This is a genomic window from Rathayibacter sp. VKM Ac-2856, from assembly GCF_013205055.1.
In the GTDB taxonomy this organism is placed as follows: domain Bacteria; phylum Actinomycetota; class Actinomycetes; order Actinomycetales; family Microbacteriaceae; genus Rathayibacter.
The window spans coordinates 502,209-526,579 of record NZ_JABMLF010000003.1; the positions used below are offsets into that span (position 1 = coordinate 502,209).

Sequence of the window (24,371 nt, forward strand, 5' to 3'; positions counted from 1 at the left end):
GACCCGGAAACACACGACTGCATGCACCACTCCGACCACGCTCCGGCGCCCGTCTCCGCCTCGACCGCGCAGGCCCTCCCCACCCGCCGGCAGCTGCGCGAGCAGCGCGAGTCCGAGCGCACCGCGCCGCGCCGCAGCACCGCTCCCCGCAGTGCCGCCGCCGCCCGGCCCGCCTCGCGCCGCCCCTCGAAGCGCCGCGTGTCCGCCTTCGCCGCGATGACCTTCGTGGTCGGCCTGGCCGTCACCTCGACGATGCCCGCCTTCGCGGTCGGGGACACCCCGGAGTCCGCCGTCGCGACCGACACCGCGAACGCCGTCGCCGCCGCCCGTCCGCAGAGCTTCGTGGCCGCGGGCGTCGTGCAGCAGAGCGTCACCCGCGACGCCTTCGCCGCCGAGGCCAAGCCCGAGGTCCTCGTGCCCGCCGCCTCGCTCGACGCGATCACCGCGGGCGCCGGCGAGTCGACGGCCGCCGCCGCCGGCGTCTCGGGCGCCTGGGTGCTCCCGATCTCGGGCCGCATCAGCAGCAGCTACGGGCCCCGCCCCGACCAGCCCGTCTCCGGCGTGAACCTCTTCCACAAGGGCACCGACCTCGCCGGCGCCTGCGGCACCCCGGTCCTCGCGGCCGCGAGCGGCACCGTCGAGGAGGCGGCCTACTCCGGCAGCTACGGCAACTGGATCCTGCTCGACAACGGCGGCGGCATCGAGACCGGCTACGCGCACAACACCGATCTGCTCGTCGACGTCGGGGACTCCGTCACCGCGGGCGAGGTCATCGCGACCCGCGGCTCGACCGGCGCCTCGACCGGCTGCCACCTGCACTTCGAGACCCGCGTCGACGGCGAGGCGGTCGACGCCGTCCCGTTCATGGCCGCGCTGGGCGTCCCCCTGGGCTGACCCCCGCGAGCGGACGCCCAGCGGGCTCCACGACGCTCGCGCACCCCGGCTCGCGTCCGTTCACGCAGCGCCCTCGCTGCGAGTGGACGCTGGACGGGGCTTGCGGCGCTCGCAGGCCCCGGTTCGCGTCCGTTCACGCAGCGCCCTCGCCGACGGGACACTGAACGGGGCCCGCGACCTGTGCAGACCCCGGTTCATGTCCGTTCACGCAGCGCCCTCGCTGCAAGTCGACGCTGAACGGGGCTTGCGGCGCTCGCAGGCCCCCGTTCGCGTCGGCTCGTGAAACGCGCGCGCCGAGTGGACGCTGAACGGGGCCCGCGACCCTCGCAGCGCCCTGTTCGTGTCCACTCGTGGAGGGTCCGGGCTGCGAGTGGACGCGGAACGGGGGCGGCGGGCGCTAGCCGAGCGGGACCGTGCGCGGGCCCGTCGAGACGGCGCCCGACCAGTGGGCGTCGGCGGGGTCGGTGGTCACGGTGATGAGGGCGTCCTGGTCGACGGCGATGTGCATCGTGCCGCCGTTACCGCCGCCGTCGCCGGTCGTCCGGGTGATTCCCGGGTCGTAGACGCAGCTGGAGCCGGTGGTCATCAGGCCCTCGACCTCGACGGTGACCTCGGCGTCGGCGGTGTCGCAGACGACCGAGACCGTCACGTGCAGCGGCTCGCCGGTGAGGCGGACGGTCTGCGGCTCCACGGCGCCGATCTCGTCGATCCACTCGACGGCGGCGGTCGCGCCCTCGGGCAGCCGCACCGGGCCGATCGGACGGTCGCCCGGGCTCGCAGAACCCGTCGGCGAGGCGGCGGGCGCCTCCGAGACGGTCGGCGACGCCTCGGCGCCGCTCTCGGCAGGGGCGGTGCAGGCGGCGAGCGCCAGCCCGCTCAGCGCGAGCGCGGCACCGGTGGTCAGCGTTCTTCTCACGGTCTTCACGAGTCCCCCTGGTCGTGTCGGTCCGGTCGTGTCGGCCGGTCCGGTCGTCCCGGTCCGGTCGTGTCGGTCCTTCCGGTCTACCCGAGGCGGCCGCCGCGCGGGACGGTCTCTGCGGCGGTTGCCAGGCACGGGGATCCACGGAGGCGGCACCCAGATTCCCGAGCAGCGCTAGGTATATCGTAGAGCTATGGATATCAGCAGCACCCGCTTCACCGACCGCGTCGTCCTCATCACCGGAGGAGGCTCCGGACTCGGCCGCGCCGCCGCCGTCCGCCTCGCCGCGGAGGGCGCGAAGCTCGCCCTCGTCGACGTGTCCGAGCAGGGTCTCGCCGCGACCGTCGAGGCGCTGCCCGAGGGCACCGAGTCGCTGACCGTGATCGCCGACGTCTCGAAGGAGTCCGACGTCGACGCCTACGTCGCGCAGACCCTCGAGCGCTTCGGCCGCATCGACGGCTTCTTCAACAACGCCGGCATCGAGGGCCGCCAGAACCTCACCGAGGACTTCACCGCCGACGAGTTCGACAAGGTCGTCGCGATCAACCTGCGCGGCGTGTTCCTCGGCCTCGAGAAGGTGCTCAAGGTGATGCGCGAGCAGGGCTCGGGCATGGTCGTGAACACCGCGAGCGTCGGCGGGATCACCGGCATCGGCAACCAGTCCGGCTACGCGGCCGCGAAGCACGGCGTCGTCGGCCTCACCCGCAACTCCGGCATCGAGTACGGGCAGTACGGCATCCGCATCAACGCCATCGCCCCCGGCGCCATCTGGACGCCCATGGTCGAGAACTCGATGAAGCAGCTCGACGCCGAGAACCCGCGGAAGGCCGCGGAGGAGTTCATCCAGGTGAACCCGACCAAGCGCTACGGCGAGGCCGCCGAGATCGCCTCGGTCGTCGCCTTCCTGCTCTCGGACGACGCGTCCTACATCAACGCGGTCGTGCTGCCGATCGACGGCGGGCAGTCGATCAAGTACTGACGATCGAGTACTGGCGGGCGCGGGTGGTACGGCCGCGGTCGCGGGAGAATGGCGGGATGAACCCCACCGGGCGCTTCCGCGCCGCGCGCGACACCCTGCTCGAGCACCGCACCGATGCGGCGGCCGCCGCGGAGGCCTTCCGCTGGCCGGACGTCGGCCCGCACTTCAACTGGGCCGTCGACTGGTTCGACGAGATCGCGATCGGCAACGAGCGCACCGCCCTCCGCATCGTCGAGGAGGACGGCTCGGAGGTGGCGGTCTCGTTCGACGAGATGCGCTGGCGCTCCGACGAGGTCGCCGCGTGGCTGCACTCCGTCGGCGTCGAGCAGGGCGATCACGTGATGCTCATGCTCGGCAACCGGCTCGAGCTCTGGGAGTCGATGCTCGCGATCATGAAGCTGGGCGCGGTCATCCTGCCCACCACGACGCTCCTCTCCCCCGCCGACCTGGCCGACCGGATCGAGCGCGGCGAGGTCGCGCACGTGATCGCGGACACGAGCGAGACGGCGAAGTTCGAGGGTCTCGCGGAGGACGTGGGGCGCATCGCGGTCGGCGGCGGAGCCGGACATGCCGACGGTGGCGCAGCCGGCGTGCCCGACGGCTGGCTCGACTACGCCGACTCGATCGAGGCGACCGGGATCAGCCCGACCGTCGTCGTCGACAGCACCGACGCGTGCCTCATCTACTTCACCTCGGGGACCACCTCGAAGCCGAAGATGGTCGTGCACACCCACGAGTCGTACCCGGTCGGGCACCTCAGCACGATGTACTGGCTCGGCGTGCAGCCCGGCGACGTGCACTCGGCGATCAGCTCCCCCGGCTGGGGCAAGCACGCCTGGAGCTGCTTCTTCGCGCCGTGGAACGCCGAGGCGACCGTCTTCGTCTACAACTACGGCCGCTTCTCGCCGGTGGCGCTGCGCGAGCAGCTGGACAGCGCGGGCGTGACCACCTTCTGCGCGCCGCCGACGGTCTGGCGGATGCTGATCCAGTCCGATCTGGGAGCCCGGCCGCGCGCGCTCGGCGAGATCCTGTCCGCGGGCGAGCCGCTGAACCCCGAGGTGATCGCGACCGTCGAGCGCGAATGGGGGCTCACCATCCGGGACGGCTACGGTCAGACCGAGACGACGGCGATCATCGCGAACCCGCCGGGCGCCGAGGTCGTCTCGGGGGCGATGGGGCGCCCGCTGCCGGGCGTGGCCATCGCGCTGATCGACCCGGTGACCGGCGAATCCTCCTCCACAGGCGAGATCTGCCTCGATCTGTCCACCGAGCCGGTTAACCTCATGTCCGGCTACCTCGGCGACGACGAGCGCACGTCTCGCGCGCGGGCCGACGGGTACTTCCACACCGGCGACGTCGCCGTCCGCGCCGTCGACGGCACGATCACCTTCCTCGGCCGCACCGACGACATCTTCAAGTCGTCCGACTTCAAGATCTCGCCCTTCGAGGTGGAGAGCGTGCTGCTGCAGCACCCGGCCGTCGCCGAGTCGGCGGTCGTGCCCGCGCCCGATCCGACGCGGCACAGCGTGGTCAAGGCGTACGTCGCGCTGGCGGACGGCTGGGAGCCGACGGCCGAGACCGCCGCGGCGATCTTCCGGCACACCGACGAGCTGCTCTCCTCGTTCGAGCGGGTTCGGCGCATCGAGTTCCATCCGCTGCCCAAGACGATCTCGGGCAAGATCCGCCGCGTCGAGCTGCGCGAGCGCGAGGAGGAGGCGTTCGGCCGGGGCGAGGAGCTCGCGGCGGAGTGGCGGAGCGACCGGGTGTAGCGGTCGGGTCGGGCGGTCGGGTCGGCGGGCCGGGTCGGGCGCTCGACTCAGTCCGAGGTCGGCCGGCGGCGCTGCTGCTTGGTGGCCGAGCGCTGCTGCTTGCTCGCGAGGCGCCGGCGGGTCGAGCCGCGGGTCGGCCGGGTCGGGCGACGCGGTGCGGCGGGTGGCGCGAGAGCCGCGGCGACCAGGTCGCGGAGCATAGCCAGCGCGGTCTCGCGGTTGCGCAGCTGCGAGCGCTGCTGCGCGACGGTCACCGTGACGGCTCCCGCCACGAGGCGCTGGGCGAGGCGCTCGAGGAGGCGATCGCGCTGCTCCTCGGTCAGTGCCGACGACTCCGCGACGCTCCAGGTGAGCTGCACCCGGCTGTCCGAGGTGTTGACGTGCTGCCCGCCCGGTCCGGAGGAGCGCGAGAACCGCCACTGCAGCTCGGCCGCGGGGATCGTCAGGCGCGCGGACACCTCGAGATCCGCACCCGCTTCGACAGCCATACGGCAAGCCTGGCACGCTGCGGTGCGGGGCGGTCAGGCCGAGGACGGACGCGCGCCGCCTGCCCCGCCCCCGCCGCCCGCGGGCACCGAGCCGCCGGTCGGCTCCGTCGTCGTGTCGACGCGGACCGTGAGGGCGAAGCGGTAGCCGGAGGTCGCATCTCCGGTCGCCGTCGCGAGCTGGAGCGCGCCGCCGTCGTCGCCGAAGACGTTGTCGTCGTCGAGGCTCACCCGGGCGAGGTTCCCGCTCGACCCCTCGTAGCCGCTCTGCGCGTAGACCGCAGTGCAGACGTCCTCCGGCACGGCCAGCTGCGAGGTGGCGATCGCGTTCGCGGAGTCGCTGATCGCATCGATGTCGGGGTAGACCTCGAAGTGGATGTGCGGCCAGCGGCCGGAGTAGCAGGCCGGGACGATCGAGGTGTAGCTCACCTCGCCGGCCGCGTCGGCGACCTGCACACCGCGGAGGTAGGTCTCCTCGGTGATGCCGTCGGAGTACATCGAGTAGCCGCCCGCCGCGTCGCAGTGCCAGACGTAGACGGCGGCGCCCTCGAACGGGACGTCGCCGTTCGCGGAGTCCAGGATCGTCAGCGTGACGGCGAGCGGCACGCCGGCCGCGGTCGCGCCGCCGTCGATGCTCGAGCGGATGTCGCTGCGGACGATGCCGGAGTCGGCCAGGACGTCGGGGCCGTTCGAGCCGTCGCCGGGGTAGGGGCCGGCGGTCTCGTCGGGGATCTCGCCGGTCGCAGAGGCGGCGGAGGCTGTGCCGGTGCTGCCCGACGCGCTGCCGGTCGACGAGCCCGTGGCGCTCACGGCGGAGCAGGCGGCGAGCACCGAGGTGGCGGCGCCGACGCCGAGCAGGCCGAGCACGCGGCGGCGGCCGAGGACGCGGCGGTTCAGCAGGGTCCGGACGTCGAAGGAGAGGCCCTGGTCGACGACCTCGTCGTCGGGGCGGACGAGGGCGCGGCCCTCGTAGCGGAGGCCGTCGGGCGTGCGGTCGGGCTCGGGGATGCGGGACATCGGGGGATCCTCGTCTGTCGGGGGCTCGGGGGACCCCAGAGTGACCGAGGCGCCAAGCCGTGAGCTATGCCTCGTCCATGAGCTTCCGATGTCGGATGCCGCCGCTGGTGACGCCTCGGTCAGGTGCCGCCGACGTCCCGGCGCGATCTCCGCCACAGGGCCTTGAGCCGGTCGACCTGCCGGTCGGTCCACTCGTTCGACAGCGCGAAGGCCGCGGCGGCGGGGTCTCCGCCGCTGCTGATCCGCTGGATCGCCTCGAGCGCCTGCTGGGCGGGGTCCCGGTCATCGCGCGCGCCGTCGTGCGCACCGGGGTCCTCGCGCGACCCGGTCACGATCCCGACCCGGGGTAGGGCAGCGACGCCGCCGGCCAGGACGAGGCCAGCAGCTCGCCGCGCAGCCGGTGGTACTGCTGCACCGCGCTGAGGGAGTCGGTGCGGAAGGCGATCGCGACGGCGGCGTCGCGCCAGTAGTCGTCCCAGCCGTCGTACTGCGCGAAGACGCGGTCGCCGATGCTCTCGAGCAGCTGCCAGGCGCGCTCGGCCGTCAGGTAGCCGGCGACGTAGGCGTAGCGGATCGCTCCGATCGTGCGCTCGGCGTCGCCTGCGAGCAGCAGCACGGGCGGGCGGCCCCCGACCGGCTGGGCGCGCTCGAGGAGGTGGAACTCGCTCTCCCCGGTGAGCGCGGCGAGGCGCGAGCGCATCCGCTCCGCGTCGGGCGAGGCGGAGACCTCGGCGAAGCGGGTCGAGAGCGGACCGCCGGCGAGGACGTCGGCGACGAAGAGCTCCACGTCCTCCGCCGAGGCGATCCGGAAGTCGCGGTCGAGCGCGCCGCGCTGCTCGGCGAGGACGGGCATCGGCAGCTCCGGCCAGGGCGTGCCCTTCGCGCCGTCGGCGAAGCGAGCCCGCAGCGGCGCCGGCAGCTCGGCCCAGGTGGGCTGGAAGGCGAGCGAGGAGTTCCAGCCGCCGAAGGAGAAGTCGCTGACAGCGTCGAGAGCGAGCAGCTGCTGCTGGCGCAGGGTCGTCGGCGGGACGCGGGCCTCCGCGCGGTAGGCGAGCTGCTGCCGGCGGGGCGCACCGGCGTCCCGGAGCTGGAAGACGAGCGAGGCGACGGCCAGCCCGATGACGAGTCCCACGCCGAAGCCGAGGAAGGGCGTGCCGGTGCTGCCGTCGGCGATCGCCAGAGCGATGACGACGCCGACGACGCCGACGGGAGCGGCGACCGCGGTGACCAGCAGCGCGCGGCGGCCGATCCCGCCGCCGGGCGCGCGACGGTGCGCGTCCGCGACGCGGGCGTAGCGCAGCCGCGAGCGCACGGGGAACTCGACGTCTCCGGGGTGATTCTGCAGCGGCACGATCCGCAGCCTAGACGGGCTGCGGGCGTGCCGCGCGTGTGGTTGCCTGGGGGCATGAAGCTTGCCGAAGCACTCCTCGAGCGGGCCGATCTGCAGAAGCGGATCGAGGCCCTCCAGTCGCGGATCGTCGCGAACGCCTCCTACCAGGAGGGCGAGGAGCCGACGGAGGACCCGTCGGAGCTGCTGGCGGAGTGCCTGCGCTCGCTCGACGCGCTGGAGCGGCTGGTCACGCGGATCAATCTGACGAACACCGGGGCGACCACGCCGGACGGCACGCGGCTGACCGCGGCGCTCGCGCGGCGCGAGTCGCTCCGGGCGCAGCACAGCATCGTCGTGCGGGCGGCCGACGCGGCTGCGGGCGACCGCGGCTACCGCCAGCTGCGCAGCGAGCTGCGGCGGCTGCCGGCGCTGCCCGTGCGCGAGCTGCGCGCGCGGGCCGACGTGCTCGCCCGCGAGCTGCGCGACCTCGATGCGGCGATCCAGCGCACGAACTGGGAGGTCGATCTGCTGCAGGAGTGACCTTCGGGCGCCTGCGGGCGCCGACGAGCGGGCGGTGAGTCGGTAGGCGCACCGGAGCGAGCACACACCGTCGGGCCGGCGGTCAATCCGGCCCTCTGTCACGCGGTGGGCAGCGTACGGCTCCGGCCATCACTCACAGCCCAGCACCGACGACCGGTGACCGCGCAGACAGGACACCTCATCACCACGTGCTGGCCGGTGCGCCGAGGGCGGGTTCGGGGACCTCACCGCCCGTTCGCGTGCGCGAGCGTGCGCAGCTGAGCGGCGAAGAAGGCGAGCGACCGGTCGACCTCGGGCAGCGCCGGCGTTCGGTTGAGGTGGCCGTGCGGCATGCCCTGCGCGAGGTAGCCGGTCGCAGCGACGCCCGCCTCGGCGAGCTGGCGCAGCAGGAGCTCGGCCGAGCCGCGGAGCTCGTCGTACTCGCTGACGAGGACCGCGGTCGGCGGGAGCCCGTGCAGCGGTGCGGCGCCGGGGAGCGCGTGCGGAGGCAGGTCGGAGAGCCGGCCGACGTAGGTGCGGACCATGTCCTCGATGCCGGCGGGCGGGAACCGCAGCAGCGGCGGCAGCGGCATCAGCTCGCGGACGACGGCGTCGTCGAGCGCCGGGTTGGGGAAGTGCGCGAACGGGTAGGCGAGAAGGACGTGGTCCGGGAGCCGCGTGCCCGCATCGCGCTCGCGGAGCGTCGTGGCGAGGGCCAGGGCAGCGCCGGCACTGGCCCCGCCGATCGCGACGGGCAGCGCGTCCGGCGTCTCGGCGCGCAGGTGACGCCAGGCGGCCTGCACGTCGTCGAGCGGGACGGGGAATCGGACGTCGGCGCTCGCGAGGCGGTAGTCGACCGAGACGACGCGGCTGCCGGCGCGCGCGGCGAGCTCGGCCGAGACGACGTGCGACTCGCGCATCTCGAGGTCGCCGGCCTGGAAGCCGCCGCCGTGCACCCAGAGCAGGGCGGAAGCGGGTTCAGCGCTCTCGTAGATGCGGACGGGGATCGGGCCGTGCGGGCCGTCGATCGCCGCGTCGGAGACGCTGACGCCCTCGGGGAGCGACCAGGGTCCCGGGTCCTCGTCGTACTCGGCGACCCTCCCCACCTGCTCCGGATCGATCGGGTAGGTGACGCCGTCGAGCAGCGGCAGTCGGGCGGCGAGGTACGGATCGAGCGGCAACGGTGCCTCCTGAGCGTGATGCGGGGTTCGGACACCACGCTAGAGCCGCGGGACACCCCGTGGTGGTCCAGCACCGCGGATCGAGAGCCGGACCCCTGCACGCCGATGGGTCTCGACACGTCCCCTGCGAGGACTGCTCGATCAGCGTGAGGGCGCCCCCTGCGTGGGCTGCTCGATCGGCACGGCGGCGTCGGGGAAGCGCGGGCAGGGTGGGGCGAGGGTCGGCGGGTGGAGGGTGATGCGGCGGCCGGTCGGGGTGGTCCAGGCGGTGACGCCGTCGTGGAGGGTGTAGCGCCATCGGTCGCCGTGGCGGAGGTGGTGGTGGCTGGTGCAGAGGGAGACGAGGTTGTCGAGGGAGGTCTCGCCGCCGTTCCGCCACTCGATGGTGTGGTCCGCCTCGGAGGTCGACGCGGGGCGGGTGCAGCCGGGGAAGCGGCAGGTCGCGTCCCGCAGCTGGAGGTGGAGGCGCATCTGCGGGGGCGGAAGGCGGTGCGTGCGGCCGACGGAGGTGACCGCCCCGGTGTCCGGATCGGTCAGGACCCGGGTGAAGGACGCGCCCGTCTCGACCAGGGCGCGCGCGACGTCGGCGGGGACGAGGCCGTAGCCGTCGAGGTCGGCCGGGGCCTCGTCCAGACCCACGGCCGTCGACGCGGCGAGTGTCAGGCGGACCTCTGCGCGGATACCGGGGACGTACGTCGCGGCCTCCGGACCGTCGTTCGAGGGCGTGGTGCCGGCGATGTCGCCGTCGCGGAGGATGTCGGTGAGAGCATCGGCCCTGAGCTGGCGGAGGGTGCGCTCGTCGCCGCCCTCCCGCAGGGACCGCGCGATGCCGTCCAGCCGGGCGCCGATGCCCACGGCCTCCGGGGCGGGGAGGAGCGCGCAGAGGGTCGCCATCCCATCGATGTCCGGCGTGATCCACACGGCGCGGTCCTCGCGGGCGCGGAGGTGGCGCACGGCGAGGGGCTCGTCGTGCAGCCGGTCGCGCAGGCGGGCGGTGGCCCTCCTCAGCTGGGTCGGCGTCAGGGCCGGTGCGAGCTCGGCCGCGCGCTCGTCGAAGGCGGCGCGCGAGGCGGCGGGCAGCGTCGCGGCGGTGCGGCAGATGACCTCGCTCGACTCCCACAGCAGTCGGCCGTCCGCCACGGCGGCGCGCGTGCAGGGCAGCTCCTCGATCAGCAGCGTCGCGTGCTCCAGCACCCGCGAGGCCTCCCGCTCCGACAGCCCCAGGGCGACGGCGATCTCCGCGCGGATCGACCGCTCCGCCAGATCGCTTGCCTCACTCCGCGACAGGCGGCCGCTCCGCGCGAACTCCTCCGGCACCCGCAGCGCGACGCGATACGCGAGATGCACCGCCTCCGCTCGGGCGAGAAGCACCCGGGCCGAGGTTCGCCCGAGGCTCGCCGCGATGTCGAGGACACCGCTGACGGCGGCGACCGCACCGGCCGTCATGTCCACCCCGCCCGGCCCGTCCGCCGGCTCCGCCTCGCTGATCTCATCCATGCACGCATCGAACCAGGGCCCGCCGACACCCGTGAGGCGACTGCGGCTCATCAGTGGAGAACCGACGAGAACTCGCCCTGGGGAGGAGGAAGGGGCGGCCGCCGCCGGCAGGCGGTCAGCGCGTCGGCGCGCTCCGGCGCTCGAGGAGGAGGACTCCGTCGAGGAGGAGGACGACGTCGTCGCCGTCCGGCGCGGTCGCCGCCCGCTCGCGCGTCTCGACGAGCCGCGGCGTCCACTCCGCCGGGTCGAGGGCGAGGGCGGCGAGCTCCTCCTCCGGCGACGCGAGGACGGGCATGCCCTCGTGCCGGTGGGAGTGCGCGGCCCACGGCGGCGGGGCGGCGTGCGAGACGACCGCTAGGACGCCGCCGGGGGCGACGAGATCGGCGGCGCGGCGCAGGATCGGGATCCGCGGCAGCTCGACCATCGAGTGCAGGAAGCTCGAGGCGACCAGGTCGAAGACGCCCTCGACCGGCCACTCGGCGCCGAGGTCCGCCTGCCGCACGTCGATCGCGAGGCCCCGGGCGTCCGCCTCGGCGCGGGCGCGGCCGAGGGCGGTCTCGGAGAGGTCGAGTCCGGTGACGCTCCAGCCCTGCGCCGCGAGCCAGAGGACGTCGCCGCCCTCCCCGCAGCCCAGGTCGAGGGCGCGGCCGGGAGTCAGATCGCGGACGACGTCGACGAGGGTGGCGTTGGGGCGTCCCGACCAGACGCGATCGGCGTCGGAGTAGCGCGCCTCCCAGTGCTCACGGGGGGTGCTGGGCTCGCGGGGCTGCGGGTCACTGCTCTGCTCGGTGCTCACGTCGTCCTTCCGGTCGGGCGCGGAGTCTCTCCGGCTCGGGTCGAGAATGCCGGACGGGACGCGCGGGGGCCAGCGCTCGTGCCGGTTCGGCACGCGCTCCTCCCCATCCATCGCGAACCGCGATCTCTCCACCGATCGCCGCGACCCCTTCCGCGACGCGGCGGGCGCCGATTAGCGTCGGCGGCATGAGCCTGAGCTTCGAAGAGATCATCATCGACTGCACCGATTTCCGCGCCCTGGGGCACTGGTGGCAGGAGGCGCTCGGCTGGGACGTCGTGGACGAGGACGACGAGGGCATCGAGCTGCTGCCCGCCTCGGGTCGCGGGCCGAGCCTGCTGTTCCTGAACGTGCCGGAGCGCAAGACCGTCAAGAACCGCCTGCATCTCGACTTCGTCCCCGACGACCAGCAGGCGGAGGTCGATCGGCTGATCGCGCTCGGCGCTTCCCACGTCGACGTCGGCCAGGGCGAGCAGTCGTGGGTGGTGCTCGCCGATCCGGAGGGGAACGAGTTCTGCATCCTGTCCGCGCGCGACTGACAGCGGGCGGCGGCGCGGCCGACGGCGGTGGAGGACGCGCGGACGTCGAGGAGAGTCTGAGAGGATCAGGGGTAGAACGATCGTTCTCCGCGCTCTAGCATCGGCTTCGACGCGATCCCGCCCGGGGCACGCGGAGGCGAGGAGAGACCGTGAGCGCGAACGAGCTTCCCTGGACGACGCGGGCGCAGTCGTCCCAGGCGCAGTCGCAGTCGCAGAAGGCGCAGTCCCCCGCACTGAACCGCGGTGCCGGCCTGTACGCGTACGCCTACCGGCTGACGCTCTCGGAGTCGATGGCCACCGCGGCGCTGCACCAGGCGGCGGTCACCCTCCGCTCGGGGTCGCCGCGGGTCCTCGACGAGCAGTCCGCTCTCGAGATCGCACGCACGGAGATCGGCCGGCACAGCGTCGGCCGCCGGGCGGCGCTCCTCCCCACGACCGCGACGGTCGGCCTCCGCGAGGACGACCTGGTGCGCAGCGATTTCCACCGCCGCCTGCACGGGCTGGGCGCGCTCGAACGCCAGTGCTGGCTGCTGCGGCACACCGGCGGGCACGACGTCGAGACGATCGCGGGCCTGCTCGAGATCACCGCTGGGGAGGTGCGCTCGGCGCTCTCCGCGGCCGCCACCGTCCTCGTCGCGGGCGAGCTCGCCGACGCCGCGGACACGGAGAGCTCGGCCTCCTGACCCGCACCCGGGTCGGAGGACCTGCGGACTGCGGAGGAGAAGGAGCCCGAGGGACGCCGGGTCGAGCCGGCGGCGCCCCTCAGGCGTCTGGTACCGGCCGGGCGACGCTCTGCGGGGAGGACGTCCGGTCGGAGGTTCGGATCACTCGAGGTAGTCGATGTCGTCCCACGGCTCCTGCAGGTCGCCGGTGTCGCGGATGTCGTCCGGCACCTGGACCTCCTCGAAGATCACGGGGACACCGGAGGAGATCAGCACGCTGACCTGGCGATTGCCGACCACGACGAAGTCGATGAGGCCGCCGCCGGCCTGGGTCGCGCGGGTGGCCGAGTCCTTGAGATCGGCGACGTCCGTCCCCTGGGAGAGTCCGTACGTCTTGCCCTCGATGGTGACGGTGGTTCGGATCATCTGGCGCGCCTGCTCCTCGACTCGGTGACCTCACACTACGAATCGCGCCGAAATGCGACCAGGCCTTGCGGAGGAAGCGGCGGCCTGCCACGCGCGCCCGGGGCGAGGGGCACGCGCTCACCGCTCGCGTCAACGGGGGTCACAGCGGGCGGCGCCGGTCGTAGCGTGGCGACCGCACGACCTGCGGGACCGCTCGAATCTCCGAGCACCGCACGACCAGCATGAGGAGGATCCGATGACCGAGAAGAGCACTCCCGACACCCAGCCCGCCGACCCGGACGAGGTCGACCCCGAGACGGCGACCGACCCCGAGGGCGACCCGGTCGAGAACCCGTCCGGCTGACCCGCCCCTGCGCGCTCGCCGCGCGGCACGACGAAGGCTGAGAGCGCCGGACCCCTGGACGATCGGGGGTCCGGCGCTCTCAGCCTTCTCTGTGCGCGGAGGCCGCGGTGCTGTCACCACGGCGCCCACCTGCCGAGCGGGGGCGACGCGGCGCCACCCCGTCAGCGGTGACGCCGCGTGGCGGTGATCAGCTGCGACGGCGGCGTGCTCGTCGCTGCTGGAGCAGCAGCAGTGCGCCGCCACCCAGTGCCAGGAACGCGAGCGACAGGGCCGCTCCGGACTCGACTCCGGTCGACGCCAGTCCAGTCGTCGGCGGGGTTCCGGACGTCACCGGGATCACCGGCGGCGTCGAGGCCCTCGGCGTCGGCCGCACCGTCGGCGAGGTGGTCGGCGGCGTCGTCGGCGGGGTCGTCGGAGGCGTGGTCGGCGGCGTCGTGGGCGGGGTCGTCGGAGGCGTCGTCGGCGGCGTCGTGGGCGGGGTCGTCGGAGGCGTCGTCGGCGGAGTAGTCGGAGGCGTCGTCGGCGGCGTCGTGGGCGGCGTCGTCGGTCGACGAGGTCGTCGGCGAGCAGGTCCTGAGCGGGATGCACGGCATGGACGCCCTGCTGCTCGGCCGGCGCACCTACGACATTTGGGCCGGCTACTGGCCGCAGCAGCAGGGGCCGATCGCGGAGCTGCTCGACCGGATCCCGAAGTACGTCGCCTCCCGCGGCACGCCCTCGCTCGACTGGGCCGGCTCCCGGCAGCTGGGCCCCGATCTGCCGGTCGCCGTCCGCGAGATCCGCGAGCGCCACGCCTCCGTGCACGTGATCGGCAGCCTCGACCTGGTGCAGACGCTGCTCGCCGAGCAGCTCTTCGACCGGCTCACGCTGTGGCTGCACCCGGTCCCGCTCGGCGCGGGCAAGCCGGTCTTCGGCGGCGGGGCCGTGCCGACGACCCTGCGCCTCGACGGGCCCGCCGTCACCTCGCCGCGCGGAGTCGTGCGGCTGCGGTACGCGCGGATCGACGGCACGCCCGCCGTCGGGACGATGGGCACCTGACCGGCTGATCGACGCGCCGGTCGCGCGGCGCTCCGGCATACTGACGGCGTGCAGGACGAGGACGACGAGCGCCAGGACCTCGAGCGCGCGCTCTACGCCCGCCCCACGGGGGACGACCGCGACGCCGCGCTGCGTGCGGAGGCCGTGCGCGCGGAGGCTGCGCGGACGGAGGCACAGCGGGCCGGGGCGGAGCAGGCCGGCGCGGAGGCGCAGCGCCGACTCCCCGCCGACTCGACGCAGGCCCAGCGGGCCGCACCGTCCGACGACGCCGCGCTCCCCGCATCCCCGCCCCGCTCCCGCTCCGTCCTCCTCGGCGCGGCGCTGCTCGTCGGCGGGCTCGTCGTCGGCGCGGTCACCGCCGCCACCCTCGGCCCGGCCGTCCCCCGGCCCGCCAGGAGCACGGCGACGCCCACCGCCACCCCCGCAGCGGACCGCCTCGCCGCGCTGATCGAGGGCTGGGAGGCGACCACGGACATCCCCGCGGGCCTCTCGCTGATCGCGCGCGGCGCCGAGGTCTACAGCCCCGCCTTCGCGACGGCGCAGGACGACCGGCTGCTGCTCACGGCACCGGAGGGCACCCGCCTCTGCCTCGCGCTGGAGCGCCCCGACGGCTCGCTCTCGGCCGGCTGCACCGGGATCGAGGCGTTCTTCGCCGGCGACGCCCTCGACGTCGTCGGCACGGCGACCGGCGACGGCACCCCGGTCTTCACCCGTGTCACGCTGCGCCCCGACGGCACGATCGAGGGCGGCTTCCAACTCGTCGCGACACCCGGTCCCGAGGCCTGACTCACGTACTATTGTTGGTGAACGCCGATTATTCTGCGCAGGAGGGCATGATGAGGACCCAGCGACCACTCGGTGTCGTCACGCCGACCGTCGACGGCGACGTTCTGACCGTCCTCGCGCGCGCCGACGACTGGTTCACCGTGGGCGAGCTGCGGACCCGCATCGGCGGCCGCTCGCTCGAGGGGATCCGGCGCACCCTCGCCCGGCTCGTCGAGGAGGGGATCGTCACGAGCCGGTCGGCCGGCCGGACGGCGATCTACCGGCTCAACCGCTCCCATCTGGCAGCGGGCGCGATCATGGAGCTCGCCCGGCTCGACGAGACCCTGCACGAGCGGCTCGTCTCGACGCTCGAGAGCTGGGAGCTGCGACCGGGCTATGCGGCGATGTTCGGATCGGCCGCCCGCGGTGAGATGCGGGCGGGGAGCGACCTCGACCTCTTCCTGCAGCGGCCCGAGGGCCCGCCCGAGCTCTGGCACGACCAGGTGTCGGCCCTCGTGCGCGACGGCAGAGCATGGACCGGGAACGACCCCCGCGTGCTCGAGATGACCGAGGCCGAGCTGCGCGGCGCCGCCCCCGCCGAGCCGGTGCTCCAGTCCATCGTCGACGAGGGGATCCCCCTGCTCGGCTCTCCCCTCGGCTTCCGGCGGCTGGTGGGCGCGCGATGACCGCCGATCGCGACGCGGTCCGCGCTCGGCGCGCCTCCGGCTGAGGCCGCGCCGAGACGGTGCACGGAGCGCCGCTGTCAAGCCTGCGCGGGCGCTCAGAGAACCCGAGGCAGGGAGCGCCAGGATTCGGGGACAGCGCTCCGCACCGCCCCACCGCGCATCGACCCGAGAGGCCCCGCCGTGCCCGCCAGCACCAGCACCCCGACCAGCACCGCCAAGGACAGCACCGTCCCGGACAGCACCGTCCCGACCAGCACCGTCCCGGACGGCGCCGCCCCCGACAGCACGCCCCAGGAGTACGACGTCGCCGTGATCGGCGCGGGACCCGCGGGCACCGCCGCCGCGCTCCGGGCCGCCGAGCTCGGCGCGCATGTGGTGGTGCTCGAGGCCGGCCGCGTCGGCGGCACCTGCGTCAACACGGGCTGCGTGCCCACGCGCGTGCTCGCGAAGACCGCGCGCATCGTGCGCGAGGCCCGCACCGCCGGCGACTACGGCGTCGACGTCGGGACGCCGGTCGTCGACTGGGCGGCGACCGTCCGCCACGTGCACGAGCGGGTCGACAAGGTCCGCTCGATCAAGCGCGAGGCGCAGCGCTTCGCAGAGGCGGGGGTCGATCTGATCCACGAGGGCCGCGCGCGCTTCGTCGACGAGAGCACCCTCGTCCTGGACAGCGGCCGCCGGATCCGCGCCCGCTCGATCCTCATCTGCGTCGGCGGGCACTCGCGCCGCCTGCCGATCCCGGGCGCCGAGCTCGCGACCGTCCCCGAGGACGTGCTCGCGCTGCCGGCCCTCCCCCGCCGCGTCGCCGTCATCGGCGGCGGCAACACCGGCGCGCAGCTCGTCACGGTGTTCAACGCCTTCGGCTCGGAGGTGACGCTCCTCGATGTCGCGCCGCGCGTGCTCACCACCTCCGACGCGAGCATCTCGGAGCACGTCGCCGGCGCCTTCGAGCGCCAGGGCGTGCGGGTGCACCTGGGCATCGAGACCGTCGAGCGCCTCGTCCGCGCGGAGGACGGCTCGATCGACATCACCTGGCGCGAGGGCGGCTCCGCCCGGATCGAGAACGTGGACGCCGTGATCATGGCGACCGGCTGGCCCGCCGACGTCGAGGACCTGGGCCTCGAGAACGCGGGCATCGAGGTCGTCCGCTCGGCGATCCCGGCCGATCAGTACTTCCGCACCGTCGTGCCGCACGTCTTCGCGGTCGGCGATGCGAACGGCCGCGACATGCTGGTGCAGGCGGCGCAGTTCGAGGCGGAGGCGGCGGCCGAGAACGCGGTGCTCGGCGCCAACCGGCGCACCCCGCAGTTCCTGCTGCCGGCCGGCGGCTTCACCGACCCGGACTACGCGGGCGTGGGCTTCACCCAGGAGCAGGCGCGCGAGCGCGACCCGCAGTGCATCGTCGCCTCGGTGCCGTTCTCGAGCGTCGACCGCGCCGTCATCGACGACCGCGAGGGCGGCTTCCTGACGCTGATCGCCGACCGCCGCCGCGAGCTGCTGCTCGGCGCCCACGCCGTCGGCGAGAACGCGATCGAGGTCGTGCAGTCGGTGACCACCGCGATGGCGGCCGGAGTCGACGTCGCGACCCTCGCGAACGTCCGCTTCGCCTACCCCACCTACAGTGCCGTGATCGGCATGGCGGCGCGCGCGCTGCTCGCCGAGCCGGCGCGGCCCACCGAGCTCGACTGAGGGCCGGCGCGGCTACTCGATCGCTGGGAGCCGCGCCAGCCCCCTCCCGCGGCGGCGAGGCCTCCGAATCACCATCGAAGGGCGATCCCGCCCGCCACTCCCGAGAGGACTCCCCCGTGCCGATCCCCGCTGTCGACTACGCCCACATCCGCCTGACCGTCCGCGACATCGCCGTCTCGCGCGCCTTCTACGACTCCGTCTTCGGCTTCGAGGTCGCCTTCGAAGCGCCGCCCGCGGACGCGCCGGAGGAGAAGAAGGAGCAGCTGTCGTTCCTCTTCGGCGGAGTGATCTACCGCTTCCCGGGCGGGCTGCTGGGCCTGCGCCCCGTCGCCGACGCGGGCGACCGGTTCGACGAGGACCGCGTCGGCCTCGACCACCTGGCCTTCGCCGTCGCCGACCTCGACGCCCTGAAGGCGGCGGCCGCCGCTCTGGACGACCTCGGCATCGCGCACGGACCGATCAAGGACGGCGGCGGACTGAGCATCCTCGAGTTCCGCGACCCCGACAACATCGCGCTGGAGATCAGCTCGCCGAGCTAGGCGCGCTGCCCGGGCGGGCGACCGCGCGGAGGACATGCCCTCCGTCCGTGCTGGTCACGCGCACTACGCCCGTCACGCGCACCATGCTGGTCGAGTAGCCCCGAAGGGGCGTATCGAGACCCACACGCTGAACGACGGTGGATCTCGATACGCCCGCTGCGCGGGCTACTCGATCAGCATGATGCGGGCGGGCCCGCCCTGCGGCCTGCCCGGACCGCGTCAGCGGCGCCAGAGGTACGGGGTCGTCGTCGAGACCTTCAGCAGTCCGGAGCGCTCGAGGATGGGGCGGGAGTACTCGGTCGAGTCGCTGTGCACGAGGGTGCGGCCCGCCTCCAGGGCGGAGGCGGCGCGCGCGGCGGTCAGCGCCCGGTAGATCCCGCGCCCCCGGTGCTCCTCGAGGACCGCGCCGCCCCAGACGCCGACGACGTCCGAGTCCGCGACCGGCTCGAGCCGGCCGCCGCCGACCATCCGGCCGTCGACCTCCGCGACCCACAGCTCCATGCCGTCGCCGCGGGCGAGCCGGGCGACGAGAGCGTCGGCGATGTCGGTGTCGACGTCCTCGCCGAAGGCCGCGTCGATCATCGCGCTGAACGCCCGGACGTCCGGCTCCTCGACGACGCGGCGCAGCGTCGTCCCCTCCGGCACCGGGGCGTCGCGGGTGAGCGCCTCGAGCGGCCCGATCATGATCGACTCGGGCTCCTCCTCGGCGAAGCCGTGCCGCAGCAGCGCCTCGTGCAGACCGGGCGCCCGGTCGTGGCCGCGGGTCTTCCACTCCACCTTCCGGATCTCCGGATCGGCGTCGAAATGCGCGCGGGCCGCCGCGACGAGCGCGTCGATCCCGTCCGCGTCGGCACCGCCGAGGTCGCTGTAGGTGACGAAGCCGCGCCCGCCGGCGAAGGTGACGAGGCGGAGCGGTCCGACCCGCGTCACCGCCACGGCGCTCGGCGTCTCGGCGTCGGTGCGGAGCTGCTCGTCGTAGACCCGGAGGTACCGAGCACGGAGGTCGTCGGCGTCGGGGGTGGTCTCGGTGCTGGTCGTCATCCCGCCACGCTACGGGTGACGGCGTGCAGAACATCAGCTGAGACGCCGTCTCATCCGCGATGGGCGATGAGACCGGCTCTCAGCTGATGTCGTGTCGAGCGGGCCGCGGTGGATCTCGATACGCCCTCTGCGAGGGCTGCTCGATCAGCATGAACGCGGCCCCCTCGAGGGCTGCTCGGTCAGCATGAACGGGGCCCTCACGCAGGGCGGCCCGGTCGGCAGGGCGGCGGGGGTCAGCCGGTGACGCGGGCGATCAGGTCCTGGATGAAGGGGATGACGTCGCCGGCCTGGTCGACGCTCGCGAAGGCGGTGGCGAGCAGCGGCCAGAGCGAGCCGACCAGGGTCGCGACGACGGCGGCGACCGCGGCGACCCAGGCGAGGGCGGCGTTGCGGGAGACGAGCGCCAGCGCGAGGAACGCCAGGGCGACCAGGTAGCTGAGGACGATCGAGAGGGTGATCGCGCCGACCGGGACGTCGAGAGCGCCCGCGGTCGTCGCGTCGGCGGCGCCGATCAGGCCGAGCACCGGCAGCAGGACGCCGACGACGATCAGGAAGCTGACGACGACGCCGGTCGCGAGGGCCGCCCACGCCGCGCGGGGCTTGCGGCGCGAGCCGTAGGAGCGGGTGCGCACGGCCTACTCCGAACCGCGGCGCTCGGCGTCGTCGGCGCGGGAGGCGTCGGACGCGTCGGTCGCGACGTCGGCGGTCTCGACGGGCTCGACGTCGGCGGCGTCGACCGGCTCGACCTCGACGCGGACGACGAACTCGGCGGCGGGGGCGTCGGCGGTGACGACCACGGTCTCGCGGTCGGTGCGCGCCTCGGCGGCGTCGCGCTCCTCGGCGCGCTCCTCGGCCTCGGCCCTCTCCGCGGCGGCGCGGTCGGCCGCCTCGTCGAGGCGCTCGTCGGCGTCGTCGAGGGCATCGGCGGCGCGCTCGCGGGCGGAGTCGAGGGCGGCGCCGCCCTTCTCGCGGGCGGAGTCGAGGGCGGCGCCGCCCTTCTCGCGGGCGGAGTCGAGCGCGGCGGCGCCCTTCTCGCGGGCGGAGTCGACGGCGTCGCCGGCCTTCTCGACGAGCGAGGGTCCGTCCTCGCGCTCGGAGTCGGGGACCTCGATCGGGTCGAAGGGTCCGTGCACGTCGGTCACGTTGACGTTGACGACGACGTTCTCGCGGGTGAGCTGCGCGGCGGCGCGCCCGACCTGCTCGCGGACGTCGTGGATGACCTCCTGGACGGGGCGCGGGTACTCCGACACCAGGTCGAGATCGAGGACGAGGGCTCCGTCGATGCGGGCGATGCTCACGCCGGGGCTCGTGGTCGTGCCCAGCACGGCGCGGGTGGCGCGGTCGAGCGAGCGGGCGGCGGTGCCGCCGAGGTGGTGGACGCCGGTCACGCCGGCGGTGGTCTCCGCGGCGGTGGTCGCGAGCAGGCGCTCGATCGACTCGCCCTCGGGGTGCGCGCCGTCGATGGCGCGGAGGTCGTGGGATCCGACGGGGTCGGTCATGGGGTGCTCCTCGGTGGTCTTCCGGCCCTCCCGAGCGGGAGGGCCGGATCGTACGGTGCTGCGGCGGTGCTGCTGCGGTGCTGCTGCGAGTGCGGCGGCGGGTGCCGCTGCGGCGGGGCCGCGGCGGCGACTACTGCACGCGGGCGCTGCCGCTCATCCTGGTGCGGAGTCCGCTGACGATCTGGATGACCACGGGGGTCTCCTCGCCGAGGACGGCGTCCCAGCCCTTCACGGCGTCGTCGATCGCGCGGCGGGTCCGCATCGGCGAGACGCCGCGGCGGGTGTGCGCGGTGACGCGCAGGACGGTGCGGTGCTTGACCTCGAACGCGGTGACGTCGAGCGCGACGATCGAGGGATCGTGCGACAGCGCCTCCTCGAGGACCTGCTCCGCGACCTTCGCGTCGATGGTGACGGAGCCGCCGGTCGGCGTTCCCGAGCCGGAGCCCGAGCCGACGCGCAGGAGCGTCGAGGTGCGTCCCCGGCCCTGGCGCACGATGAAGCGCACCAGCAGGAGGATCAGCACGAGGGCGACCACGGCCGTGACCCAGAGGATCCACGGCTGCCCGCCGGAGAGGGCGTCGGTGGTGGGCTGCGTCGCGTCCTCGGCGCCGGTGGAGACCGTCTGCTGGACGTCGGGGAACAGGGATCCCGCTGCGACGGCGCCGCCGGCGAGCAGGAGCACGAGGCCCACGACGAACAGGAGGAGGCGGTTGAGGAACCGGTTGGTGGTGGTCATCGGACCGTCCCCTTCTCGGACAGGCGCACGCGCGCGGCGAGCTTCGGGCTGATGTCGTAGCCCGCGAGCTCGGCGTCGACCGCCGCGCGGATGCTGCCGACGTCGAGGCTGCGCCCGGAGGTGCGCCCGACGGTCACGCCGGCCGTGCGGTGGCCGATCGACACCGACACCTGGTCGGGGTCGACGTCACCGGCGTAGGCCGCCGTGCGGGCGAGGCTCTGCGCGATCACGCGGTCGTCGATGACGGCCGCCGTGCGATCGGCGACCGCGCGGCGACGGCCGCGGCGGCCGGGGGAGAACGACACGACGATCAGGACGAGCCCGATCACCGCGGCGACCGCTCCGCCGGCCACGATCAGCGCGACGGGAGCGCTCGCGGCGCCCAGCACCGCGGCCGCTCCGTCCTGCGGGGCGACGAGCAGCGCGGGCTGCCCGAGGGCGGCGAGCACCGCCTCCGTGCCGAGCCACGCGAGGACGAGGATCAGCAGGACCGCGAGGACGATCGCCGAGGTGGAGCGGGACGAGGTGATCTCGCGCCGGACCAGGCGGTTGTAGAGGGCGCCGGTCGAACGGGTCCCTGAGGCTGCGGGGGTCGTCACGAGACTCTCCTTCGCTCGCGCAGGTCGGCCCCGGTGATCCGGAGGTCGACGCGCCCGATGGTGGACCCGGTCAGCTCGAGGCAGCGGGTGCGGATGGTGGACTGGGCCGTGCTCAGACGGCTCAGCAGGGTGCCGGAGCGGCGGTCGCCCTCGCCGAGCGGACGGATGCGCAGGGGGGCCTGCGCGGTGACGTGCAGCTTCCCCCCGTCGTCGTCCAGCTCGACCGAGACGTCCGACGCGTCGACGTCGAGCGCCTCCGCGGTGACGGCCGACACGACCCTGCGCACGGCGCGCGAGGTGATCGTCGTGCGGCCGTGGCGGGCCTGGTCGGCCATCACCGCCGCGGTCACGAGGACCGCCGCCCGCGGAGGGTGTCGGCGAGCGAGCTCAGGTCGAGCTTGCCCTCGACGACGCGGCCGACGCCGTAGCCGATGGCCATGGCGAGGGCGACCCAGAGGAGTGCCCAGAAGCCGAAGACCAGACCGGTGACGGCGAGGACGGCGCCCAGGATCAGGCCGAGGTGGGAGGGAGTCACTTGACGCGGCTCTCGGTGTCCTCGTCCTTGTCGTCCGAGGGGATGTAGACGTCGGCGACGGTCACGTTGACCTCGGTGACCTCCATGCCGACGACCGAGGAGATGGCCTCGGAGACGGCGGAGCGGACGCTGTCGGCCAGCTTCTGCAGCGCGACGGGGTACTCGGCGACGACGGTGATGTCGGCGGCGACCTGCTTCTCGCCGACCTCGACGGAGATGCCCTGGCCGCGGTCCTGCGCGTTGATGGCGTTGCGGATCGCGCCGATGGCGCGGGCGGCTCCGCCACCGAGGTCGTGGACGCCGGCGACCTGGCGGGCGGCGATGCCGGCGACCTTCTCGACGACGCCGTCGGCGATGGTGTTCTTGCCGGTCGAGGTCTCGGTGCCGTGCTTCGCGCTCGTGGTGGCGAGGGTGCTGGGGGTGACGTTGGTCATGATGCTCTCCCTGGTAGAAGGTGATGCGCGACTCGGTCGCGGTGACGACGATCCGTCGCACATGAATCAGACGTTCGGGGCTCCGGGATCGTCCCGCCGGATCAGCCAGTGCGCAGGAATCGTCGTGGGACGACGCGCTTCGCGGCCACCGGCCTCCACAGGCCGCGGAGTTGTGCGGCAGCTGTCGTGGAGGCGCCGGGCCACCGGGCCCGCCCGGGCGCTCAGCGGCGCAGGGTGTGGCTCGGCAGCTCCTCGAAGCGGGCCTGGTAGGCGCTCGCGAAGCGGCCGAGATTGCCGAATCCCCAGTCGCGGGCGACGGCGGCGACGGTGGTCGAGCAGGGGTCGCCCTCGACGAGGTCGTGGCGGGCGCGGTCGAGGCGGACGTCGCGCAGGTAGACCGAGGGCGAGACGCCGAGGTGGCGCTGGGTGGCCTGCTGCAGGGTGCGGGTGTGCAGCCCGGCGGCGCGCGCGGCGTCGGCGGGGGTGATCGGCTCGTGCGCGTGGTGCTGCAGGAAGTCGAGGGCGACGCGGGTGCGGGAGGCGGAGGGGCGGCGAAGCACGGCCGGCACGTCCCAGGCGCGCCACGGGAAGAGCAGCAGCAGGGCGCGGGCGAGGTTGAGCTCGGCGGTGAAGCGGACGAGCGGGGCGAGCGCGGCGCTCGCCAGGGCGGCCGTCGCGTCGGACACCGCGGCGCGCCAGCGGGCGAGCACACCGGGGTCGGCGTCGGCCTCGTGGTCGAAGGAGACGGGCTGGCGCGGACCGGAGTGCGACTCGGTCGCGACGTCCTCGAGGAAGCCGGGCGCGAAGTGCACGAGGTTCTGCCGGTGCGGCTGGTAGGCCAGGCCGAACTGGCGCTCGGCGGGCAGCAGGAACGGCGAGGAGGCGGCTCCGGTGCGCGTGAAGGGGCGCAGGTTGAGCTGGCCGCCACCGGCGCGGAACCAGCCGACGACATACTCGCGCAGGTGCTGGATCTCGCCGGTGAGGGCGCCGGCGCAGTCGGAGGTGCGCAGGGTGACGCGCTCGCTCCCGCGGTAGGCGTAGCGGAAGGAGAAGCCGCGCGAGCCGGGGTCGACGCGGAACGAGCCGCCGCCGTAGGCCTCGGCGTAGACCGCCGACGCCTCGGCCGGATCGGCGCCGGCCGCCTCGAAGCGCCGCTCGGGGCCGGAGGGGCCGCCGGCCGAGGCGAAGGGGCTGCCCATCGTGAAGGTGGAGCCGCTCGGGGCGGAGGCGGTCGGGGTCGCCGTGCTCGGGGTGGCGGTACTCGGGGTGGCGGTGCTCGGGGTCGCGGTGCGGGCCGCGGGTGGAGGGGAGGTGTGCATGGTCGGGCTTCTCTCGGGGTCTGGGAGATCAGGGGCGTACGGGGGTGGGCCTCGGTTCTCTACAGATACAGACGGGTCGACGGCCGCAAACGTCACGGATCCGCGCCGTGCTCGCAATCCGGCCAGCGGATTCGTCGG

30 protein-coding genes are annotated in these 24,371 nt (G+C 74.2%); 11 read left to right on the plus strand and 19 right to left on the minus strand.

What is annotated here, in order from left to right:
- The first annotated feature begins 21 nt into the window (after positions 1 to 21).
- Positions 22 to 894, plus strand: a complete 873-nt coding sequence (locus tag HQQ82_RS12775) for a M23 family metallopeptidase (protein ID WP_173233737.1) — start codon at positions 22 to 24, stop codon at positions 892 to 894.
- A gap of 397 nt (positions 895 to 1,291) precedes the next feature.
- Here HQQ82_RS12775 and HQQ82_RS12780 read toward each other — a convergent pair whose 3' ends face one another.
- Complete coding sequence (locus HQQ82_RS12780) at positions 1,292 to 1,819, minus strand: hypothetical protein (RefSeq protein ID WP_173233739.1); 528 nt, start codon at positions 1,817 to 1,819, stop codon at positions 1,292 to 1,294.
- Between the two features lie 187 nt (positions 1,820 to 2,006).
- On the opposite strand from HQQ82_RS12780, the gene HQQ82_RS12785 reads away from it, so the two are divergent.
- Both HQQ82_RS12785 and HQQ82_RS12790 read left to right on the plus strand, forming a co-directional pair.
- Complete coding sequence (locus tag HQQ82_RS12785; protein WP_173233741.1) at positions 2,007 to 2,792, plus strand: glucose 1-dehydrogenase; 786 nt, start codon at positions 2,007 to 2,009, stop codon at positions 2,790 to 2,792.
- Positions 2,793 to 2,848: 56 nt separating this feature from the next.
- Entirely contained in the window at positions 2,849 to 4,561 is a 1,713-nt protein-coding gene (locus HQQ82_RS12790; protein ID WP_173233743.1) for an AMP-binding protein, read from the plus strand.
- A 47-nt stretch (positions 4,562 to 4,608) separates the two neighbouring features.
- On the opposite strand, the gene arfB is transcribed toward HQQ82_RS12790, so the two are convergent.
- The 4 genes from arfB to HQQ82_RS12810 form a co-directional block, all read right to left on the minus strand.
- A complete protein-coding gene (arfB, locus tag HQQ82_RS12795) occupies positions 4,609 to 5,049 on the minus strand; it encodes an alternative ribosome rescue aminoacyl-tRNA hydrolase ArfB (protein ID WP_173233745.1) in 441 nt (146 codons plus the stop codon).
- A 33-nt stretch (positions 5,050 to 5,082) separates the two neighbouring features.
- Positions 5,083 to 6,063, minus strand: a complete 981-nt coding sequence (locus HQQ82_RS12800) for an intradiol ring-cleavage dioxygenase (protein ID WP_173233747.1) — start codon at positions 6,061 to 6,063, stop codon at positions 5,083 to 5,085.
- Positions 6,064 to 6,182: 119 nt separating this feature from the next.
- The gene (locus HQQ82_RS12805) at positions 6,183 to 6,395 is read right to left on the minus strand and encodes a hypothetical protein (protein ID WP_173233749.1); all 213 of its coding nucleotides are present in this window, start codon (positions 6,393 to 6,395) and stop codon (positions 6,183 to 6,185) included.
- Positions 6,392 to 7,414 (minus strand): DUF1266 domain-containing protein, encoded by a 1,023-nt coding sequence (locus HQQ82_RS12810; RefSeq protein WP_173233750.1) that lies wholly within the window; start codon positions 7,412 to 7,414, stop codon positions 6,392 to 6,394. The genes HQQ82_RS12805 and HQQ82_RS12810 overlap by 4 nt, the downstream gene beginning before the upstream one ends.
- A gap of 54 nt (positions 7,415 to 7,468) precedes the next feature.
- Between HQQ82_RS12810 and HQQ82_RS12815 the strand changes: the two genes are divergently transcribed.
- Positions 7,469 to 7,933, plus strand: coding sequence for a DIP1984 family protein (locus HQQ82_RS12815; protein ID WP_173233752.1), 465 nt, complete (start codon positions 7,469 to 7,471; stop codon positions 7,931 to 7,933).
- 224 nt (positions 7,934 to 8,157) lie between these two features.
- Here HQQ82_RS12815 and HQQ82_RS12820 read toward each other — a convergent pair whose 3' ends face one another.
- The 3 genes from HQQ82_RS12820 to HQQ82_RS12830 form a co-directional block, all read right to left on the minus strand.
- Positions 8,158 to 9,093 carry an alpha/beta hydrolase gene (locus tag HQQ82_RS12820; protein ID WP_173233754.1) on the minus strand — a complete coding sequence of 312 codons (936 nt, stop codon included), beginning with the start codon at positions 9,091 to 9,093 and terminating at the stop codon, positions 8,158 to 8,160.
- Between the two features lie 141 nt (positions 9,094 to 9,234).
- Positions 9,235 to 10,590, minus strand: coding sequence for an HNH endonuclease signature motif containing protein (locus HQQ82_RS12825; RefSeq protein WP_173233756.1), 1,356 nt, complete (start codon positions 10,588 to 10,590; stop codon positions 9,235 to 9,237).
- Positions 10,591 to 10,705: 115 nt separating this feature from the next.
- Complete coding sequence (locus tag HQQ82_RS12830; protein WP_367947920.1) at positions 10,706 to 11,386, minus strand: cyclopropane-fatty-acyl-phospholipid synthase family protein; 681 nt, start codon at positions 11,384 to 11,386, stop codon at positions 10,706 to 10,708.
- Between the two features lie 185 nt (positions 11,387 to 11,571).
- Between HQQ82_RS12830 and HQQ82_RS12835 the strand changes: the two genes are divergently transcribed.
- Both HQQ82_RS12835 and HQQ82_RS12840 read left to right on the plus strand, forming a co-directional pair.
- Positions 11,572 to 11,922, plus strand: a complete 351-nt coding sequence (locus HQQ82_RS12835; RefSeq protein ID WP_173233759.1) for a VOC family protein — start codon at positions 11,572 to 11,574, stop codon at positions 11,920 to 11,922.
- A gap of 149 nt (positions 11,923 to 12,071) precedes the next feature.
- On the plus strand, positions 12,072 to 12,605 hold the full coding sequence (locus tag HQQ82_RS12840) for a hypothetical protein (protein WP_173233761.1): 534 nt from the start codon (positions 12,072 to 12,074) through the stop codon (positions 12,603 to 12,605).
- Positions 12,606 to 12,746: 141 nt separating this feature from the next.
- Here the strand turns inward: HQQ82_RS12840 and HQQ82_RS12845 are convergent, their stop codons facing one another.
- Positions 12,747 to 13,010, minus strand: a complete 264-nt coding sequence (locus tag HQQ82_RS12845) for a hypothetical protein (RefSeq protein ID WP_173233763.1) — start codon at positions 13,008 to 13,010, stop codon at positions 12,747 to 12,749.
- Positions 13,011 to 13,514: 504 nt separating this feature from the next.
- A complete protein-coding gene (locus HQQ82_RS19570; protein WP_216848539.1) occupies positions 13,515 to 13,946 on the minus strand; it encodes a hypothetical protein in 432 nt (143 codons plus the stop codon).
- Between HQQ82_RS19570 and HQQ82_RS12855 the strand changes: the two genes are divergently transcribed.
- From HQQ82_RS12855 to HQQ82_RS12875, 5 genes are all read left to right on the plus strand, one after another.
- Entirely contained in the window at positions 13,945 to 14,391 is a 447-nt protein-coding gene (locus HQQ82_RS12855; RefSeq protein ID WP_367947919.1) for a dihydrofolate reductase family protein, read from the plus strand. The genes HQQ82_RS19570 and HQQ82_RS12855 overlap by 2 nt on opposite strands.
- Positions 14,392 to 14,439: 48 nt before the next feature.
- Positions 14,440 to 15,177 carry a hypothetical protein gene (locus tag HQQ82_RS12860; protein ID WP_173233767.1) on the plus strand — a complete coding sequence of 246 codons (738 nt, stop codon included), beginning with the start codon at positions 14,440 to 14,442 and terminating at the stop codon, positions 15,175 to 15,177.
- 50 nt (positions 15,178 to 15,227) lie between these two features.
- The gene (locus HQQ82_RS12865) at positions 15,228 to 15,842 is read left to right on the plus strand and encodes a nucleotidyltransferase domain-containing protein (RefSeq protein ID WP_173233769.1); all 615 of its coding nucleotides are present in this window, start codon (positions 15,228 to 15,230) and stop codon (positions 15,840 to 15,842) included.
- A gap of 180 nt (positions 15,843 to 16,022) precedes the next feature.
- A complete protein-coding gene (locus HQQ82_RS20635) occupies positions 16,023 to 17,531 on the plus strand; it encodes an NAD(P)/FAD-dependent oxidoreductase (protein ID WP_173233771.1) in 1,509 nt (502 codons plus the stop codon).
- A 116-nt stretch (positions 17,532 to 17,647) separates the two neighbouring features.
- Complete coding sequence (locus tag HQQ82_RS12875) at positions 17,648 to 18,070, plus strand: VOC family protein (RefSeq protein WP_173233773.1); 423 nt, start codon at positions 17,648 to 17,650, stop codon at positions 18,068 to 18,070.
- 219 nt (positions 18,071 to 18,289) lie between these two features.
- On the opposite strand, the gene HQQ82_RS12880 is transcribed toward HQQ82_RS12875, so the two are convergent.
- From HQQ82_RS12880 to HQQ82_RS12920, 9 genes are all read right to left on the minus strand, one after another.
- Entirely contained in the window at positions 18,290 to 19,111 is an 822-nt protein-coding gene (locus HQQ82_RS12880; protein ID WP_173233775.1) for a GNAT family N-acetyltransferase, read from the minus strand.
- Between the two features lie 233 nt (positions 19,112 to 19,344).
- On the minus strand, positions 19,345 to 19,743 hold the full coding sequence (locus tag HQQ82_RS12885; RefSeq protein ID WP_173233777.1) for a hypothetical protein: 399 nt from the start codon (positions 19,741 to 19,743) through the stop codon (positions 19,345 to 19,347).
- 3 nt (positions 19,744 to 19,746) lie between these two features.
- Positions 19,747 to 20,610 (minus strand): Asp23/Gls24 family envelope stress response protein, encoded by an 864-nt coding sequence (locus HQQ82_RS12890; protein WP_173233779.1) that lies wholly within the window; start codon positions 20,608 to 20,610, stop codon positions 19,747 to 19,749.
- A gap of 130 nt (positions 20,611 to 20,740) precedes the next feature.
- Complete coding sequence (locus HQQ82_RS12895) at positions 20,741 to 21,346, minus strand: hypothetical protein (protein WP_173233781.1); 606 nt, start codon at positions 21,344 to 21,346, stop codon at positions 20,741 to 20,743.
- Positions 21,343 to 21,945 carry a hypothetical protein gene (locus tag HQQ82_RS12900; RefSeq protein ID WP_173233783.1) on the minus strand — a complete coding sequence of 201 codons (603 nt, stop codon included), beginning with the start codon at positions 21,943 to 21,945 and terminating at the stop codon, positions 21,343 to 21,345. Before HQQ82_RS12900 ends, HQQ82_RS12895 begins: the two co-directional genes overlap by 4 nt.
- Positions 21,942 to 22,295: a hypothetical protein gene (locus tag HQQ82_RS12905; protein WP_244255885.1), complete on the minus strand. Its 354-nt coding sequence runs from the start codon at positions 22,293 to 22,295 to the stop codon at positions 21,942 to 21,944. The genes HQQ82_RS12900 and HQQ82_RS12905 overlap by 4 nt, the downstream gene beginning before the upstream one ends.
- Positions 22,292 to 22,480 (minus strand): DUF2273 domain-containing protein, encoded by a 189-nt coding sequence (locus HQQ82_RS12910; RefSeq protein WP_123734545.1) that lies wholly within the window; start codon positions 22,478 to 22,480, stop codon positions 22,292 to 22,294. Before HQQ82_RS12910 ends, HQQ82_RS12905 begins: the two co-directional genes overlap by 4 nt.
- On the minus strand, positions 22,477 to 22,914 hold the full coding sequence (locus tag HQQ82_RS12915) for an Asp23/Gls24 family envelope stress response protein (RefSeq protein ID WP_173233785.1): 438 nt from the start codon (positions 22,912 to 22,914) through the stop codon (positions 22,477 to 22,479). The genes HQQ82_RS12910 and HQQ82_RS12915 overlap by 4 nt, the downstream gene beginning before the upstream one ends.
- A gap of 221 nt (positions 22,915 to 23,135) precedes the next feature.
- Complete coding sequence (locus HQQ82_RS12920; protein WP_173233787.1) at positions 23,136 to 24,233, minus strand: helix-turn-helix domain-containing protein; 1,098 nt, start codon at positions 24,231 to 24,233, stop codon at positions 23,136 to 23,138.
- Positions 24,234 to 24,371: the final 138 nt, after the last annotated feature.

Coding starts and splice junctions, on each gene's coding strand:
- arfB (WP_173233745.1), bottom strand. CDS start 5,049: ATGGCTGTCGAAGCGGGTGCGGATCTCGAGGTGTCCGCGCGCCTGACG.
- HQQ82_RS12775 (WP_173233737.1), top strand. CDS start 22: ATGCACCACTCCGACCACGCTCCGGCGCCCGTCTCCGCCTCGACCGCG.
- HQQ82_RS12920 (WP_173233787.1), bottom strand. CDS start 24,233: ATGCACACCTCCCCTCCACCCGCGGCCCGCACCGCGACCCCGAGCACC.
- HQQ82_RS12800 (WP_173233747.1), bottom strand. CDS start 6,063: ATGTCCCGCATCCCCGAGCCCGACCGCACGCCCGACGGCCTCCGCTAC.
- HQQ82_RS12790 (WP_173233743.1), top strand. CDS start 2,849: ATGAACCCCACCGGGCGCTTCCGCGCCGCGCGCGACACCCTGCTCGAG.
- HQQ82_RS12915 (WP_173233785.1), bottom strand. CDS start 22,914: ATGACCAACGTCACCCCCAGCACCCTCGCCACCACGAGCGCGAAGCAC.
- HQQ82_RS12845 (WP_173233763.1), bottom strand. CDS start 13,010: ATGATCCGAACCACCGTCACCATCGAGGGCAAGACGTACGGACTCTCC.
- HQQ82_RS12855 (WP_367947919.1), top strand. CDS start 13,945: ATGGACGCCCTGCTGCTCGGCCGGCGCACCTACGACATTTGGGCCGGC.
- HQQ82_RS12865 (WP_173233769.1), top strand. CDS start 15,228: ATGAGGACCCAGCGACCACTCGGTGTCGTCACGCCGACCGTCGACGGC.
- HQQ82_RS12825 (WP_173233756.1), bottom strand. CDS start 10,590: ATGGATGAGATCAGCGAGGCGGAGCCGGCGGACGGGCCGGGCGGGGTG.
- HQQ82_RS12895 (WP_173233781.1), bottom strand. CDS start 21,346: ATGACCACCACCAACCGGTTCCTCAACCGCCTCCTCCTGTTCGTCGTG.
- HQQ82_RS12835 (WP_173233759.1), top strand. CDS start 11,572: ATGAGCCTGAGCTTCGAAGAGATCATCATCGACTGCACCGATTTCCGC.
- HQQ82_RS12785 (WP_173233741.1), top strand. CDS start 2,007: ATGGATATCAGCAGCACCCGCTTCACCGACCGCGTCGTCCTCATCACC.
- HQQ82_RS12815 (WP_173233752.1), top strand. CDS start 7,469: ATGAAGCTTGCCGAAGCACTCCTCGAGCGGGCCGATCTGCAGAAGCGG.
- HQQ82_RS12890 (WP_173233779.1), bottom strand. CDS start 20,610: ATGACCGACCCCGTCGGATCCCACGACCTCCGCGCCATCGACGGCGCG.
- HQQ82_RS19570 (WP_216848539.1), bottom strand. CDS start 13,946: ATGCCGTGCATCCCGCTCAGGACCTGCTCGCCGACGACCTCGTCGACC.
- HQQ82_RS12880 (WP_173233775.1), bottom strand. CDS start 19,111: ATGACGACCAGCACCGAGACCACCCCCGACGCCGACGACCTCCGTGCT.